The following is a 15,266-nucleotide window of genomic DNA, read 5'->3' on the forward strand; positions in this document are numbered from 1 at the left end:
CGAGCAGGATCAGCGTCCGAGAAGAAGATTGATCTGGCTGCCGAGTTCGCGGTCGATGGAGTTGGGGTCGGTGAGCGCGATGGAGCCCGGAATCTCGGCGGTCGGGTCGGAGAAGGCCGCGTAGGTCTTGTCCCCGTTCAGCCGGTGGAGCAGGAAACCGGTGAGCAGCGAGCGGGTGTGCTGCTGTGTGCGTCGCTCGTTCCCACCGATGCCGAGAGCGGCGAGCATGCGACGGCCCTCGGCGAGACCGTTGTCGTCGGACTTCTCCACGACGCGCAGTTGCACGTCGCCGCCCCACGATGCGGCCACCGCTGCCGCGTCGCTGGTCATCGACCCGACGCTCTTCTCGCCGACGAGGACCAGACCGGGAGCGGTGACCTGCGCCGCGGCGTCCGACGCACGCGGTGAGGTCGGTGCCGGGTAGAGCGATGCGACCGCAGCCACCTCGCGGCGCGCGGCAGCCAGCACTGCGGCGCCCGCACCGAACCCGTGGCCGACGAACGCGAGACGGTCCGGATGGACGCTGATGCGTCCCGTGCCGAGTCGCACGCCGAGGCAGATGTCGAGTGTGGTGTGCAGGTCGGTGGCGAGCCCCACAGCCGACGGGACCGGGCCGCGTTCGGTGCTGGGAGCCCCGACGACGATGCCCCACGACGCGAGATGCTCGAACAGTGCTGTGTACTTGCCTACATTCGTGAGCCAGCCGTGCCCGAACGCCACTGCCGGAAGGTTGAACCCTTCGGCGGGGGTATAGACCACGCCGGGTTGTCCCGCGAGCGCCAGGTCGCCGCGCAGCACCGAGTGCGGACCGCGCTTGGACAGTTCCTTAGCCAGGGATTTCGGGTTCGCCGCCACGGCGTGAACGTTAGCGGATACGCCGCGGAGGCGGGTCCGGTGTGCCCGTGACGTGCGTGTCGCGCGAAGTCGGTGCGCGTCGTGCCCGGGTAGCTGCCCGCGGGCGGCCGAGTTCCCGATGAGTTGCGGTCGTCCAGCCCGCGACCAGTACCCTGCTAACCATGTGCGGAATCGTGGGGTATGTCGGGCACCGTCGTGCTCTCGACGTCGTAGTCGAAGCGCTGCGGCGGATGGAGTACCGGGGTTACGACTCGGCCGGAATCGCCATTCTCGACGGTCGAGGCGGATTGGCAGTGGAGAGAAAGGCCGGGCGTCTGGCCAACCTCGAGGCCGAACTCGCCGAGATCGGGGAGGACCACTTCGCAGGCACCGCCGGAATGGGCCACACCCGATGGGCGACACACGGCCGCCCCACCGACCGCAACGCGCACCCGCACCGGGACGTGACCGGCAAGGTCGCCGTCGTGCACAACGGCATCATCGAGAACTTCGCACCGCTGCGCGAAGAACTCGAGAAGGACGGCGTGGAGCTGGCCAGCGACACCGACACCGAGGTCACCGTGCACCTCGTGGCCCGTGCCTACGCCGAAGGCCCGACCGCCGGGGACTTCGTGGAAAGTGCGCGCAGCGTGCTGCGCCGCCTCGAAGGTGCGTTCACACTCGTCTTCACCCATGCCGACCATCCCGGCACGATCGTCGCCGCTCGACGCTCGACACCGCTGGTCGTCGGCGTCGGGGACGGCGAGATGTTCGTCGCCTCCGATGTCGCCGCGTTCATCGAGTTCACCCGCGACGCCGTCGAACTGGGCCAGGACCAGGTCGTCGTCATCACCGCGGACTCGTACGAGGTCACCGACTTCGACGGCAACACCGGTGTACGCACCCAGCCGTTCACCATCGACTGGGATCTCGCCGCCGCCGAGAAGGGCGGCCACGACTACTTCATGCTCAAGGAGATCGAGGAACAGCCCGGCGCGGTGGCCGACACCCTGCGCGGGCACTTCGTCGACAACCGCATCGTGCTCGACGAGCAGCGGCTCTCCGATCAGGAACTGCGCGACATCGACAAGGTGTTCGTCGTCGCGTGCGGCAGTTCCTACCATTCCGGTCTCGTCGCGAAGTATGCGATCGAGCACTGGACCCGCCTGCCCGTCGAGGTGGAACTGGCTTCCGAGTTCCGGTACCGCGACCCGGTGCTGGACCGTTCGACGCTGGTGGTCGCCATTTCGCAGTCCGGGGAGACCGCCGACACCCTCGAAGCGGTGCGGCACGCCAAGGACCAGAAGGCTCGTGTGCTCGCGGTGTGCAACACCAACGGCGCGCAGATCCCGCGTGAGGCCGACGCGGTGTTGTACACCCGTACCGGTCCGGAGATCGGGGTGGCGTCGACGAAGGCGTTCCTGGCGCAGATGGCCGCGAACTACCTGGTCGGCTTGGCTTTGGCGCAGGCCCGGGGCACGAAGTATCCCGACGAGGTGGCACGCGAGTACGAGGATCTGGCGGCGATGCCGGAGAAGATCGCACAGGTGCTCGAGGGTATGGATTCGGTCCGGCAACTCGCGCGGGACCTGTCGGCCTCGCCGGCGGTGCTGTTCCTGGGCCGGCACGTCGGGTATCCGGTGGCGCTCGAAGGCGCTCTCAAACTCAAGGAACTGGCGTACATGCACGCCGAGGGGTTCGCGGCCGGTGAACTCAAGCACGGTCCGATCGCGCTGATCGAGGACGGTCTGCCCGTGATCGTGGTGATGCCGTCGCCGAAGGGCCGCGCGGTGCTGCACAGCAAGTTGCTCAGCAACATCCGGGAGATCCAGGCGCGTGGCGCGGTGACCGTGGTGATCGCGGAGGAGGGCGACGAGACCGTGCGCCCGTTCGCCGACCATCTCGTCGAGATCCCGTCGGCGCCGTCGTTGCTGCAGCCGTTGTTGTCGACGGTGCCGTTGCAGGTGTTCGCGGCCGAGGTCGCGCAGGCACGCGGGTACGACGTCGACAAGCCCCGTAACCTCGCGAAATCCGTCACGGTCGAATAACCCGGACCACGCCGCCGGGCGGCACGAGGCTCCCAGGAGGGGCGATGCGCAGCTACTACCCGTGCGAGGCGGTGCGAGCCGCGGAGGCGCCGCTGCTGGCCTCGCTGCCGGAGGGCACGCTGATGCGCCGGGCGGCGCACGGTCTGGCGACCGTCGCCGCGGCGGAACTGCGTGCCGTCACCGGGGGAGTCGCCGGGAGACGGGTTGTTCTGCTCGTCGGGTCCGGCGACAACGGCGGGGACGCCCTGTGGGCCGGGTCGTTCCTCCGCCGGCGTGGCTGCGCGGTGACCGCACTGCTCCTCGATCCGGACCGTGCGCACCCCGCCGGTCTCGCCGCACTGAAGGCCGCCGGGGGTCGTGCCGTGCCGGCCCGGCCCGAGCATCTCGGTGACCCCGACCTGGTGCTCGACGGCATCGTCGGAATCTCCGGTCGCGGCCCACTGCGTCCCGCCGCCGCCGACATCGTCGACGCGATCACCGCGCCGATCGTCGCGGTGGACACGCCGAGCGGCGTCGACCCCGACACCGGCGCCGTGGACGGCCCGGCGGTGAGCGCAACCGTGACCGTCGCGTTCGGGGCCCTCAAACCGGTCCACGCACTCGCGTCACCCCGGTGCGGCCGGGTCGAACTCGTCGACATCGGACTCGAACTCCCCGAATCCCGCCTGATCGCTGCCGAGGCCGCCGAGGTGGGAGCCATCTGGCCGGTACCGGGCCCGGACGACGACAAGTACAGCCAGGGCGTAGTCGGTGTCTCCGCGGGCAGCGCGAAGTACCCCGGGGCAGCGGTCCTGTGTGCGGGGGCAGCCGTCGCCGCGACCTCCGGCATGGTCCGCTACGCCGGTTCCGCGTCGGCCGAAGTTCTTGCCCATCGCCCCGAAGTGGTGGCCGCACCCTCGGTCGCGGAGGCCGGTCGCGTGCAGGCCTGGGTCGTGGGCCCGGGCGGCGGCACGGGCACCGAGGCCGCCGAGACCCTCCGGGCAATTCTGGCCACCGATCTGCCGGTCCTGGTCGACGCCGACGGTCTGACCGTGCTCGCGCGCAACCCGGACCTGGTTCGGGGACGTGCCGCCCCGACCCTGCTCACTCCTCACGCGGGTGAGTTCGCACGGCTCACCGGGGCACGACCCGAACCGGACCGGGTCGCAGCGGTACGCACACTCGCCGCGGAGTGGGGCGTCCATGTCCTGCTCAAGGGGCACGTGACACTGATCGCACGGCCCGACGGCCTGGTGTTCGTCAACGACGCCGGAGGGTCCTGGGCCTCGACGGCGGGCGCCGGCGACGTGCTGTCCGGAACGATCGGCGCGCTGCTGTCGTCGGGGATGCCCGTCGATCTCGCCGCTGCCGCCGGTGCTCGGGCACATGCGTTGGCCGCCAACCTCGCTGCTTCCGGCGGCACGCCCGGGGAAGGCCTGCAAGCAGCGTCGGCGGCGCCGGTGTCGGCGAGTGCGATCCTCGCCTCGCTGCACGACGCCGTGCGGTTGCTCCGTACCTATATGCCCGAATCGTGACCGGACGCGCCGGACCACGGCGTCCGTACAAAAACGGGCAGTGGCAGGATCGAGAGACGTGACCACGACCCAGCACACCCTGCCTTCAGCCCGAAACGCCCGCCCTCAAGCCGAGGCGGTCATCGATCTGGACGCGGTCGCCGAGAACGTTCGGCGGCTCCGGGAGTTCGCCGGGGACGCTGCCGTCATGGCGGTGGTCAAGGCCGACGCCTACAACCACGGAGCCGTGCCCGTCGCGAAGGCTGCGCTCGCCGCCGGCGCCCGTGAACTCGGGGTCACCACACTCGGTGAAGCCATCGAACTGCGTGCCGCCGGAATCGAGGCGCCGGTGCTGTCCTGGCTCCACGCCTCCGACGCGGACTTCGCACCCGCCATCGTGGCGAACGTCGAACTCGGCGTCTCCTCGCCCCGCCACCTCGAGTCGATCGTCGCAGCGGCGCATTCCACCGGGACGACGGCGTCGATCGCGGTGAAGGTCGACACCGGACTCAACCGCAACGGCGTCGCCCCCGACGAGTGGGACGTGTTCGTCGACGATCTTGCGCGCGCCCAGGCCGAGGGGTCGGTGCGGCTGCGCGGTGTGTTCTCCCACCTCGCGCACGGGGACGAACCCGAGCACCGCGTCAACGACGAGCAGCGTGACCGTCTGAAGGAGGCGGTCGCAGATCTGCGACGCCGGTCGTTGTCTCCGGAGGTAGTGCACCTGGCGAACTCCGCTGCCACGCTCACCCGCCCTGACCTGCGATTCGATATGGTTCGGCCCGGAATTGCGATGTACGGTCTGACACCCATTCCGGAACGCGGCGACTTCGGGTTCCGTCCGGTGATGACAGTACGGACGAAGGTGATTCTGGTGAAGAAGGTTCGAGCAGGGACGGGCGTGTCGTACGGGCACAGCTGGATCGCTCCCACCGACACGACGGTGGCACTTCTGCCGATGGGATACGCCGACGGCATCCGCCGCAATCTCAGCGGGCGGATCGAGGTGCAGCTCGGCGGCCGGCGGCGGCCGCAGATCGGCCGGATCTGCATGGACCAGGTCGTCGTCGACCTCGGCCCGGACGGTGCCGGAGTAAACGAAGGCGACGAGGCGTTGTTCTTCGGAGACGGTCGTCACGGTGAGCCCGGAGCCCAGGATTGGGCAGAGAAGCTCGACACGATCAACTACGAGATCGTCACGGGCATCGGCGGTCGCACCGTGCGAACCTACGTCGGGGGCGAAGGGAGCGTGACGCCATGACGGTCTTGGGGCGAATGGGTATGCTCGGGTCCAGCCTGATCACGCTCGCCTCCTCGGCCGGCCTCTACGCGGTACGTACCGCGGGAATGCCCGCCCACGAACTCTACGAGGACGAAGATTTCGACGCGATCCTGCGGTTGCCGAAACGGGTGATCCACACCGAAGACGACGTCTCGCTCGTCGTCCGGGAGGCCGGATCGCCGTTCGCGCCGCTCACCGTGGTTTTCGTGCACGGCTACTGCCTGCGCATGCAGTCGTGGCACTTGCAGTACCGGCACATCGCCGAGCGCTGGGGCCGCGACGTGCGGATGGTCTTCGTCGACCAACGGGGGCACGGCGAGTCGGGTGCGTCGGGGGCGAAGGCATGCACCATCGCTCAACTGGGCCGCGACCTCGGACGCGTCATCGACGCCACAGCCCCGACCGGGCCCGTGGTCGTGGTGGGACATTCGATGGGTGGGATGACCACCATCGCGCTGGCGGCGCAGCGCCCCGAACTGTTCGGGCCGCGCGTCGTGGCAGTGGGATTGCTCGCCACCACCGCAGCCGGGCTCAACAAGACCGGGATCGGGCGCAACCTCGACAACCCGGTCATCGACGCCTTCCGGTACGCCGCACGCACGGCGCCGGGTTTCGTGCAGCAGGCGCGAGGCATGGCGCGGGCGATCGTGTCGCCGATCCTGCGGGCCGCCTCGTACGGCACCGTGGTCAGCCCGCGTCTGGTGAGGTTCTCCGATCGGATGCTCGACGAGACGCCCGTCCTCACCATCGTGAACTTTCTCCGGACACTCGAACTGCACGACGAATCCGCAGCGCTACCGGTGCTCGGCACCGTGCCGGTCCTGGTGTTGTCGGGGGACGCCGACATGGTGATTCCCTATGCGAGTTCCGAGGATCTCGCCGAGGCGCTGCCCGACGTCGAACTCAAGCGGGTACGCGGTGCGGGCCACCTCGTACAGCTCGAATTCCCCGAAGTTGTCAACCGGGCGGTGGACCGCCTCATCCAGCGCGGTCTCGCGCACGACGTATCGACCAGGCGGTCCGCAATTGTCTGACGACCAGACCCGGGAGACCGGGTCACGAAGCATCGAACTCGAGACCGTGGAGGACACGGAAGCGTTCGGCAGGCGGCTCGCTGCCGACCTGCACGCCGGGGATCTCGTGGTCCTCGACGGCCCTCTCGGCGCGGGGAAGACCGCGCTCACCCGCGGAATCGCCGCCGGTCTCGGGGTTCAGGGACGCGTGACGTCGCCGACCTTCGTGATCGCCCGCGAACACCGCCCCGGCAGCGCCGACGGCCGGCCGCCGGTCGGCCTGGTGCACGTCGACGCGTACCGGCTCGGCAACGGTCCCGGGGCACTCGACGAACTCGATGCGCTCGACCTGGACACCGATCTGGCGGATGCGGTGGTGGTCGTGGAATGGGGCGAGGGACTCGTCGAGAAGCTCACCGACCGGCATCTGCGTGTGCGTCTGCGCAGGGATCCCGACAGCGATGTCCGCCGGGCGGAGTGGGCCTGGGTGGGCTGACGGACTCGAACGGCGGGTACGCTGGTACATCGTGCTCGTGCTCGCCGTCGATACCGCAACCCCCGCCGTGACCTCCGGACTCGTCCGTCTCGGCGGCGGCGCCCGTCCCGAGACTCTGGCGTCGCGCGTCACGGACAACCCTCGCGCGCACGCGGAGGTACTCACTCCCCAGATTCTCGAATGCCTCGCCGACGCGGGACACACACCGGCAGAACTCGACGCGATCGTCGTCGGCGTCGGGCCCGGCCCGTTCACCGGGCTGCGCGTCGGCATGGTGACAGCCGCCGCGTTCGGCGACGCCCTGGGCATTCCCGTGTACGGAGTGTGCACACTCGACGCGATCGCCGCCGATGTCCGTCGTCTCGACGGTGACGTCGACGGCGGAGACCTGCTCGTCGTCACCGACGCCCGTCGCCGGGAGATCTATTGGGCGCGGTACAAGCAGGATCAGCGTGTCGAGGGCCCCGAAGTTCGTAAACCGGCCGAGGTCACCCCGGAGCCGTCGGTGCGAGTCGCCGGTTCGGCGCCGCACGCCGCGCTGTTCGACGTGCCCACGGTGGACGTGCAGACACCGTCCCCGGCCGGTCTGGTGGCAGTGGCCGCGGAGGCGATCGGCTCCGGCGCGACCCCCGATCCGCTGGTGCCGATGTATCTGCGCCGTCCCGACGCGGTGGAGACTGCGGACCGGCGAGCATTGACTCGCACGACGACCGACGCATTGCGGCCCGAGGACGCCGACCGTTGTGCGGAACTCGAAACGATCTTGTTTCCCGGTGACGGTCCGTGGAGTGCGGCCGCGTTCCGGTCCGCACTGGCGTCGCCGAACAATCATTACGTCGCCGCTCGGGACGCCGACGGACGGGTCCTGGGGTATGCCGGACTCGCCCGCCTGGGTCCGGCCGTCTTCCCCGAATCCGAAGTCCACACCATCGGCGTGGATCCCGCTGCGCGCCGGCAGGGCATCGGCGGCGCACTGCTCGCGAACCTGCTCGCGGCCGCCGATCGGTGGGGCGGCCCGGTGTTCCTCGAAGTGCGTACCGACAACGACGCCGCGATCGCCCTGTACCGGCGTGAGGGCTTCGAGATCGTCGGAACCCGAAAGAACTACTACCAGCCGAGCGGCGCCGACGCGTACACCATGAAGCGTCCGGATCCGCGAGAGGAGCGACAACCGTGACCACGGTGAGCGCACTGCCGAAGAATCCCATCGTGATGGGTATCGAGAGTTCGTGCGACGAGACCGGTGTCGGAATCGTGCGGTGGACCGGTGACGGCACCCTCGAACTTCTCGCCGACGAAGTCGCCTCGAGCGTGGACGAGCATGCCCGGTTCGGGGGAGTGGTTCCGGAGATCGCGTCCAGGGCGCATCTCGAAGCGATGGTGCCGACGATGCGACGTGCGCTCGCCGCGGCCGGGATCGACAGGCCCGACGCGGTGTGCGTCACCATCGGACCTGGTCTCGCCGGTGCGCTGCTCGTCGGAGTGGCCGCCGCCAAGGCATACGCGGCAGCGTGGGACGTGCCCTTCTACGCGATCAACCATCTCGGTGGCCACGTCGCGGTGGACACCCTCGAGCACGGACCGATGCCGCCGTGCATTGCTCTGCTCGTCTCGGGCGGGCACACGCACCTGCTCCATGTCGAGGACATCGGCAAGCCCATCGTGGAACTCGGCACGACTGTAGACGACGCAGCAGGTGAAGCGTTCGACAAGGTGGCCCGGTTGCTCGGTCTCGGTTATCCCGGCGGACCCGAAGTGGATCGGCTCGCCAGAGAAGGTGATCGCACGGCGGTGGTGTTCCCCCGCGGGATGACCGGGTCACGCGACTCCCGCCACGACTTCTCGTTCTCCGGGCTGAAGACGGCCGTCGCGCGCTTCGTCGAGGCGAAACAGCGTGCGGGTGAACCTGTTCCGGTCGCCGACGTCGCCGCGGGTTTCCAGGAGGCGGTGGCCGATGTGCTCACCATGAAGGCCGTCCGGGCCGCGAAGGATCTCGGTGTCGACACCCTCGTGCTCGGTGGCGGGGCGACAGCGAACAGCCGACTGCGGGAACTGGCCGAAGAGCGTTGCGCGGCAGCAGGTATGACGCTGCGGGTGCCCCGGCCGAAACTCTGCACGGACAACGGTGTGATGATCGCAGCGCTCGGCGCGCACTTGATCGCCGGCGGTGCGGCACCGTCCTCGCTGGGTGCGGCCACCGATCCCGGCCTGCCGGTATCCGTGTCGCAGGTCTCCGCCTGACCGTCCCCGCGCGGCGTCAGCCGCCGGTGTCGGCGTTCTCCGGAGGGATGACAACGGTGCCGGTCTCGCCCGAGAGCGGCGTCCCGGGCGCGACGGCCGGTGCGCCCTCTGTCGTCGTAGGCGCCGGCGACGGAGCGATCCCCGGGTCGGACGGTTCCGTACCCGGTTGATCGCTCGGTTCCGGTGACACCGGAATCGGACTCGTGGTGTCCGGAAGTGTGGTGTCGTCGGGCCCCGGTGTGGTCGACGGGTCCGGTGTGGTGCTCGACGGCGGCGCAGTGGTGGTGTCGCGATCGGGGAAGGTCTCGTCGGGCGAGACCTCGGGGGTGGGCACCTGGTCGATCGGGGTGGGGGTCACCGTGGTTCCACCGGACCGGGGATTCGACGTGCTCGATCCGGGGATGTCCGTGTCGAGGATGGCCGGAGGGAGCATGTCGGCGGTCGGTGCGGGCGGGAACTGTGCGTCCGAGGTGAGAGTCGAGATCGGCAGGGAATCCGGGTCCTGGGACGGGATCGCGGTCTCGGTGGGCGCCCGGGGTGCGTCCTCGTTCGCCGGGGGTACCGCTCCGCTCGTCATCAACGGCGAGACCGGCCCGCCGGCGGTGTCGCGGCCGGCGAAATGCTCGGTGGCGAAACCCGCGAGGATCGCGCTCAGCACGAGTACACCGGCAAGCGTGCCCGAGAGTCGTCCGCTCGTTTTGCCGCGACGCGTCCTCGACGACCCGACCAAGGGATAGGCCGCTGCCTCGGCCGACTCGCCGATCAGGGCGGCGCCCTGAGCCGCAGCGGATGCAGGCTCGGCCACGCGCATGGTGTCGCCGTCGAACGCGCCCGCAATTGCGTCGGCCAGGGCGGGAACGCCGGCCGCGCCACCGACCAGTGCGAGTGTCCGTGGGTGCGGTGTCGATCCGGTGCAGATGCGCCGCGTGAATGCGGCAGCCGTGTCGGCGAGGTCGGCGCTCAGTTCGTGGAGGTCGGCGCGGGTGAGGGTGACGGACGCGTCGGGTCCCGCTTCCGCGATGTCGATCCGCGCGACGTCGGCGGTGGTGAGTACCTCCTGGGCGCCCTGGCACCGGGCGGCGAGCAACTCGGAGTCGATCCGGCGGCGGGTGCGCATCGTGCTCGTGGAGCGGAGGACCCGTTCGTAGATCCGTGTTCCGAGCGCGTTGCCGCTGACTTCTTCGGTGCGTGCAGAGCGAAGGACGGTGCCGGTGGACTGGTCCAGGACGGACACCGTGGTGCCCGTGGCACCGAGATCGGCGATCGCGACCGTTCCCGCTTCGGAGCGAAGGCCCACGGTGCGGAGGAATGCGAGCGTCGCAGCGGTTTCGGGGACGAGTCGTACGTGTCGTCCCTCGCGTTCGGCAGCGAGACGTACGGTCTCGGCTTGTTCGTCGGTGCGGTAGGCGACGTTGACAACAGGACGATCCGCCAGGTGCGCGCACATCAGGGAGACGGCGTCGAACACAAGATCACCGAGTTCACGGCTTCGGTCGGAATCGGCAGCCAGTCGGCGGTACTCGGTGGTGGATCCGGTCTCCGTGTCGACCCGTAGGGCCGAACCGACACCTGACGTTCCCACGGAGATGCCTAGCGACGTGGGCATAAGTTCACCTCTCGTGCATGACCGGTGCTCGGGCGGGGTTCTTTTCCCTCTCTGGGGTCACCGTATGGTCACGCTCTCGATTTCGTTATGCAACCGTAACATAATTCTGTATGTGGTGACTCGGCTCGGCGCGTCGGCCCCGGCCCCTCTTGAGTGGCTGGCACTCTCATGTATAGAGTGCTAGTGACACCGAGCGTTGATCCGGCACCCGCGACGACGGGTCTGCGTACGGCGTCACCCGTGGTGACTGAACAACCCCGCGTCCGAGGACATCGAGAGCTTCGGACCCAAAAACCCCTGAAAGTGGAGGGCTCATCGTGGCGAGCGTGAACATCAAGCCGCTCGAGGACAAGATCCTCGTCCAGGCCAATGAGGCCGAGACGACGACTGCCTCCGGCCTCGTCATCCCGGATACGGCGAAGGAGAAGCCCCAGGAGGGCACCGTCGTCGCTGTAGGCCCCGGCCGCTGGGACGAAGATGGCGACAAGCGCATCCCGCTCGACGTCAAGGAAGGCGACGTCGTCATCTACAGCAAGTACGGCGGAACCGAGATCAAGTACGCCGGCGAGGAGTACCTGATCCTGTCTGCGCGCGACGTCCTGGCTGTCGTCGCCAAGTAGGCCGCACACATTCCGCCCCGGAGTTCCGTCATGGACCCGGGGCGGAATCCGTTGCGGATCACCCGAGTCCAGGAGTAGCCGGAGAACATGTCCAAACAAATCGAGTTCAACGAGACCGCGCGCCGAGCACTCGAACGCGGTGTCGACCAGCTCGCCGACGCCGTCAAGGTCACCCTCGGCCCGCGTGGGCGGCACGTCGTGCTCGCCAAGGCTTTCGGTGGCCCCACCGTCACCAATGACGGTGTCAGCATCGCCCGGGAGATCGAACTGGCAGACCCGTTCGAGAATCTCGGCGCTCAGCTCGTCAAGAGCGTTGCCACCAAGACCAACGACGTCGCGGGTGACGGCACCACCACCGCGACGGTTCTCGCGCAGGCGCTCGTCAAGGCCGGCCTGAGAAACATCGCCGCGGGAGCAAACCCGATGGCCATGGGTTCGGGCATCTCCAAGGGTGCCGACCGCGTCTGCGAAGCTCTGCTCGCGGCCGCCACCCCGGTCGAGGGCAAGAACGCCATCGCGCAGGTCGCCACGGTCTCGTGCCGTGACGCGGAAATCGGCGAGATGGTCGGCGAGGCCCTCACGCGGGTCGGCGAAAACGGTGTCGTCACGATCGAGGAATCCTCGACCATGCACACCGAACTCGTCGTCACCGAGGGTGTCCAGTTCGACAAGGGCTTCCTGTCCCCGTACTTCATCACCGACGTAGACACCCAGGAAGCCGTCCTCGAGGACGCGCTGATCCTGCTCTACCGCGAGAAGATCACCTCGCTTCCCGACTTCCTCCCGCTCCTCGAGAAGATCGCTGAATCGGGTAAGCCCGTTCTGCTCATCGCCGAGGACATCGAAGGCGAACCGCTGTCGACCCTCGTGGTCAACGCGATCCGCAAAACCCTCAAGGCTGTCGCGGTCAAGGCGCCGTACTTCGGCGATCGCCGCAAGGCGTTCCTCGACGACCTCGCGGTCGTCACCGCGGGTACGGTCATCAACTCCGATCTGGGCCTGTCCCTGAAGGAGGCCGGACTCGACCTGCTCGGCAAGGCACGTCGTGTCGTCGTCACGAAGGACAGCACCACGATCGTCGACGGCGCAGGCACGGCCGACGAGATCGAAGCACGCGCGGCGCAGTTGCGGCGTGAGATCGAGGCGACCGAGTCCGACTGGGACCGCGAGAAGCTCGAAGAGCGTCTGGCGAAGCTCGCGGGCGGCGTGGCGGTCATCAAGGTCGGCGCGGCCACCGAAACCGATCTCAAGGAACGCAAGTTCCGGGTCGAGGACGCCGTGAACGCGGCCAAGGCCGCCGTCGAAGAGGGCATCGTCCCCGGTGGCGGTTCGGCTCTGGTCCAGGCGTCGCTCTCGCTGCGTGAACTCGAAGACTCGCTCTCGGGCGACGAGGCGCTCGGTGTCGCGGTCCTGCGTACCGCGCTGACCGCGCCGTTGTACTGGATCGCCTCCAACGCCGGCCTGGACGGAGCCGTCGTGGTGAATAAGGTGACCGAAGCGGAGAAAGGCCACGGCTTCAACGCCGCGACCCTCACCTACGGCGACCTGCTCGCCGACGGTGTCGTCGATCCGGTGAAGGTGACGCGCTCGGCGGTTGTCAACGCGGCCTCGGTCGCGCGGATGATCCTCACCACCGAGAGTGCCATCGTCGAGAAGCCCGAAGAGGCTGCGGACGACAACCACGGTCACGGGCACGCTCACTAGGAGCGAACCGAGACACGAAACTCGAAGCCCCGCGCAGAGTTCCATGCGCGGGGCTTCGTCGTGTCGGAGAGCGGTGCCGGCTCGGGCCGTCGGGCGCTCGGCGGACGACGCTCGGACGTGCAGCCTGTAGGGCGGGGTCATCCGCACCGGGGCCGCATCACACGGCGACCTTGCGTCGGCGATGACGGGCGTACATCTCACGTTCGGTCTCCGACATTCCGCCCCAGATGCCGTACGGCTCGGCAACGGTGAGTGCGTGCTCGCGGCACTGCTCGAGCACGGGGCAACTACGGCACAGATCCTTCGCACGGCTCTCGCGCTGGGCGCGCGCACGTCCCCGTTCCCCGTCCGGATGGAAGAACATCGAGGAGTCCACTCCGCGACACTTGCCGTCCATCTGCCAATCCCACAGGTCCGCGTTGGGCCCGGGCAGGTGATTCGGTGCAGGCATGTGGCACTCCTTCGCAGCGTTGCTCGCATCAAGGACGAGCGGACCGTAGTTCGGTGATGGGGTACCCCCATGCAGCCGAGCGAATCTTTGTTTCGAGCGAACTCACCGTAAAAGCGTTATCGATTCACCGTCAAGGGTTTCGATCAGTGGCGAAGTCCATAACAACAACGTCAAGAATTAACCCCTGAAATATTTACATTGTGACCGGGTCATGATGCAACCCGGCAGCCGAATGTCTTTCGAAATCCGGCGTTGCGGACATGGCTGGGTTCGCTCATCGCCCTAACCAGTGCAAAGGCAGCGGTGTGCCGGTGTACGGGGGTTTCGCCCTCGTCGCGGAGCCTCTTGTGCGCCGCCTTCGTTGGGCATACAAATTGTATGTTCTTAACGCTACGTTAAAGGAAATGTTCGAATTCGGTTCCCTGGACGTTCGTCCTATTCCACTCTTCAAGACTATTTGCGCGCGCGGTGCGTATTTCTTGAAACATTCGGCCCGGATCGGGCGGGCCGAACGTCGGTGCGATGATTGTCCGATGTTCGCCAAAGGCCCCATGAAGGATGACATCGAATCGGCGGGTCCGCAGCGTTCGTTGCCGCCGAGTTCGCCCGGTGCGGCGGCCGCGCTGGCCGCTGCGGCATTCGGCGCCGCCCCGGGCATGCATCCGCTCCCGGCAGCGCACGATGTGGAACAGCGGTGGCACCGCGCCGTGGCCCTGGGCGGCCAGGGGCGCTATGCCGCGGCGCGAGCCGAACTCTCGCGGCTCCGCCGGGAGGTTGGACCGACAGGGGCCTGGGCGTCACTCGTCGCAAGTACCGAGGCATCGCTGCTCCGCCAACTCGGAGGCCATCGGGTGGCTGCGGCGTCGGACGGCCGGGCGCTGGCGGCAGTAGGGACGGAGGCTGCCTCGCACGGGGATCCGGAGAATCGCATCCGTTGTGTCCGAGCTCGATGCGACGCACTGACCGGTCTCGCCGCCGACTCGCTGGGGACCGGGGGGCTCGCGGCTTCCCGGGACCTGCTGACACGGTGCACCGCGGTGCTGGACGAGGCCGAGGACGCCGACGGCGACGCACCCTTTCTGCGCCAGCGGATACGCCTCGCATGGGTGAGTGCCGAAACGGCTCTGGCCGGAGGGGACTTCTCCACCGCTCGCGTGTTCGCGGATCGTGCTGCCGCCCTCGCGTCGCGGTACGGATCGGTGCGGCACACGATCAAATCCGACCTGATCAGGGCCGCGTCGCTGACCGGCGATGCCGATTCGGAGCCGGCGCGTGAGCTCGCGAGAGAAGTGTTCGACTGTTGCGCGGAACACGGCTTGATCCCGCTTCGGTGGGCGGCAGCGATGATGCTCGCGGGCGTCGGTGGCTCCCCCGAGGCGGTAGGAGCGGTGAACGCATGCGCCGCAACGATCGTCCGCCGCGGTGGGCGATTTGTCCCGATGGGCGTCTGACCGGTACTGCCGTACCCGAATTGTCGG

At 68.4% G+C, this 15,266-nt stretch carries 13 protein-coding genes; 10 read left to right on the top strand and 3 right to left on the bottom strand.

Going from position 1 to position 15,266, the window contains the following annotated elements; all coding sequences use genetic code 11:
• Positions 1-9: 9 nt before the first annotated feature.
• Positions 10-855, bottom strand: a complete 846-nt coding sequence (locus HF886_RS03900) for a dienelactone hydrolase family protein (protein WP_169619937.1) — start codon at positions 853-855, stop codon at positions 10-12.
• Between the two features lie 161 nt (positions 856-1,016).
• On the opposite strand from HF886_RS03900, the gene glmS reads away from it, so the two are divergent.
• The 7 genes from glmS to tsaD are packed head-to-tail and all read left to right on the top strand — an operon-like array spanning position 1,017 to position 9,407.
• Complete coding sequence (gene glmS / locus HF886_RS03905) at positions 1,017-2,882, top strand: glutamine--fructose-6-phosphate transaminase (isomerizing) (protein ID WP_169619936.1); 1,866 nt, start codon at positions 1,017-1,019, stop codon at positions 2,880-2,882.
• A 44-nt stretch (positions 2,883-2,926) separates the two neighbouring features.
• Positions 2,927-4,396 carry a bifunctional ADP-dependent NAD(P)H-hydrate dehydratase/NAD(P)H-hydrate epimerase gene (locus tag HF886_RS03910; RefSeq protein WP_169619935.1) on the top strand — a complete coding sequence of 490 codons (1,470 nt, stop codon included), beginning with the start codon at positions 2,927-2,929 and terminating at the stop codon, positions 4,394-4,396.
• Positions 4,397-4,454: 58 nt separating this feature from the next.
• Complete coding sequence (alr, locus tag HF886_RS03915) at positions 4,455-5,636, top strand: alanine racemase (RefSeq protein ID WP_169651627.1); 1,182 nt, start codon at positions 4,455-4,457, stop codon at positions 5,634-5,636.
• Positions 5,633-6,691 carry an alpha/beta hydrolase gene (locus HF886_RS03920; RefSeq protein ID WP_169651628.1) on the top strand — a complete coding sequence of 353 codons (1,059 nt, stop codon included), beginning with the start codon at positions 5,633-5,635 and terminating at the stop codon, positions 6,689-6,691. Before alr ends, HF886_RS03920 begins: the two co-directional genes overlap by 4 nt.
• Positions 6,684-7,166, top strand: a complete 483-nt coding sequence (tsaE, locus tag HF886_RS03925) for a tRNA (adenosine(37)-N6)-threonylcarbamoyltransferase complex ATPase subunit type 1 TsaE (protein WP_169651629.1) — start codon at positions 6,684-6,686, stop codon at positions 7,164-7,166. Before HF886_RS03920 ends, tsaE begins: the two co-directional genes overlap by 8 nt.
• Before the next feature lie 28 nt (positions 7,167-7,194).
• On the top strand, positions 7,195-8,343 hold the full coding sequence (gene tsaB / locus HF886_RS03930) for a tRNA (adenosine(37)-N6)-threonylcarbamoyltransferase complex dimerization subunit type 1 TsaB (RefSeq protein ID WP_346765301.1): 1,149 nt from the start codon (positions 7,195-7,197) through the stop codon (positions 8,341-8,343).
• Between the two features lie 35 nt (positions 8,344-8,378).
• The gene (tsaD, locus tag HF886_RS03935) at positions 8,379-9,407 is read left to right on the top strand and encodes a tRNA (adenosine(37)-N6)-threonylcarbamoyltransferase complex transferase subunit TsaD (RefSeq protein WP_169620011.1); all 1,029 of its coding nucleotides are present in this window, start codon (positions 8,379-8,381) and stop codon (positions 9,405-9,407) included.
• Between the two features lie 16 nt (positions 9,408-9,423).
• Here the strand turns inward: tsaD and HF886_RS03940 are convergent, their stop codons facing one another.
• A complete protein-coding gene (locus HF886_RS03940) occupies positions 9,424-11,013 on the bottom strand; it encodes an Hsp70 family protein (RefSeq protein WP_169651631.1) in 1,590 nt (529 codons plus the stop codon).
• Positions 11,014-11,330: 317 nt separating this feature from the next.
• Here HF886_RS03940 and groES point away from each other — a divergent pair, with 317 nt between their 5' ends.
• Both groES and groL read left to right on the top strand, forming a co-directional pair.
• Positions 11,331-11,633 carry a co-chaperone GroES gene (gene groES / locus HF886_RS03945; RefSeq protein ID WP_006550071.1) on the top strand — a complete coding sequence of 101 codons (303 nt, stop codon included), beginning with the start codon at positions 11,331-11,333 and terminating at the stop codon, positions 11,631-11,633.
• A gap of 87 nt (positions 11,634-11,720) precedes the next feature.
• Positions 11,721-13,337, top strand: coding sequence for a chaperonin GroEL (gene groL / locus HF886_RS03950; RefSeq protein WP_169619928.1), 1,617 nt, complete (start codon positions 11,721-11,723; stop codon positions 13,335-13,337).
• Positions 13,338-13,494: 157 nt separating this feature from the next.
• Here the strand turns inward: groL and HF886_RS03955 are convergent, their stop codons facing one another.
• A complete protein-coding gene (locus tag HF886_RS03955; protein ID WP_072699558.1) occupies positions 13,495-13,788 on the bottom strand; it encodes a WhiB family transcriptional regulator in 294 nt (97 codons plus the stop codon).
• Between the two features lie 533 nt (positions 13,789-14,321).
• On the opposite strand from HF886_RS03955, the gene HF886_RS03960 reads away from it, so the two are divergent.
• A complete protein-coding gene (locus tag HF886_RS03960) occupies positions 14,322-15,239 on the top strand; it encodes a hypothetical protein (protein WP_240954887.1) in 918 nt (305 codons plus the stop codon).
• Positions 15,240-15,266 lie beyond the last annotated feature (27 nt).

It is taken from the genome of Rhodococcus sp. 105337 (assembly GCF_012844225.1).
In the GTDB taxonomy this organism is placed as follows: domain Bacteria; phylum Actinomycetota; class Actinomycetes; order Mycobacteriales; family Mycobacteriaceae; genus Rhodococcus.

Bases quoted from the DNA above. Each gene is read 5' to 3' on its own strand.
- glmS (WP_169619936.1), top strand. From the start codon at position 1,017: ATGTGCGGAATCGTGGGGTATGTCGGGCACCGTCGTGCTCTCGACGTC.
- HF886_RS03910 (WP_169619935.1), top strand. From the start codon at position 2,927: ATGCGCAGCTACTACCCGTGCGAGGCGGTGCGAGCCGCGGAGGCGCCG.
- HF886_RS03920 (WP_169651628.1), top strand. From the start codon at position 5,633: ATGACGGTCTTGGGGCGAATGGGTATGCTCGGGTCCAGCCTGATCACG.
- tsaD (WP_169620011.1), top strand. From the start codon at position 8,379: ATGGGTATCGAGAGTTCGTGCGACGAGACCGGTGTCGGAATCGTGCGG.
- HF886_RS03940 (WP_169651631.1), bottom strand. From the start codon at position 11,013: ATGCCCACGTCGCTAGGCATCTCCGTGGGAACGTCAGGTGTCGGTTCG.
- groL (WP_169619928.1), top strand. From the start codon at position 11,721: ATGTCCAAACAAATCGAGTTCAACGAGACCGCGCGCCGAGCACTCGAA.
- HF886_RS03955 (WP_072699558.1), bottom strand. From the start codon at position 13,788: ATGCCTGCACCGAATCACCTGCCCGGGCCCAACGCGGACCTGTGGGAT.
- HF886_RS03960 (WP_240954887.1), top strand. From the start codon at position 14,322: ATGTTCGCCAAAGGCCCCATGAAGGATGACATCGAATCGGCGGGTCCG.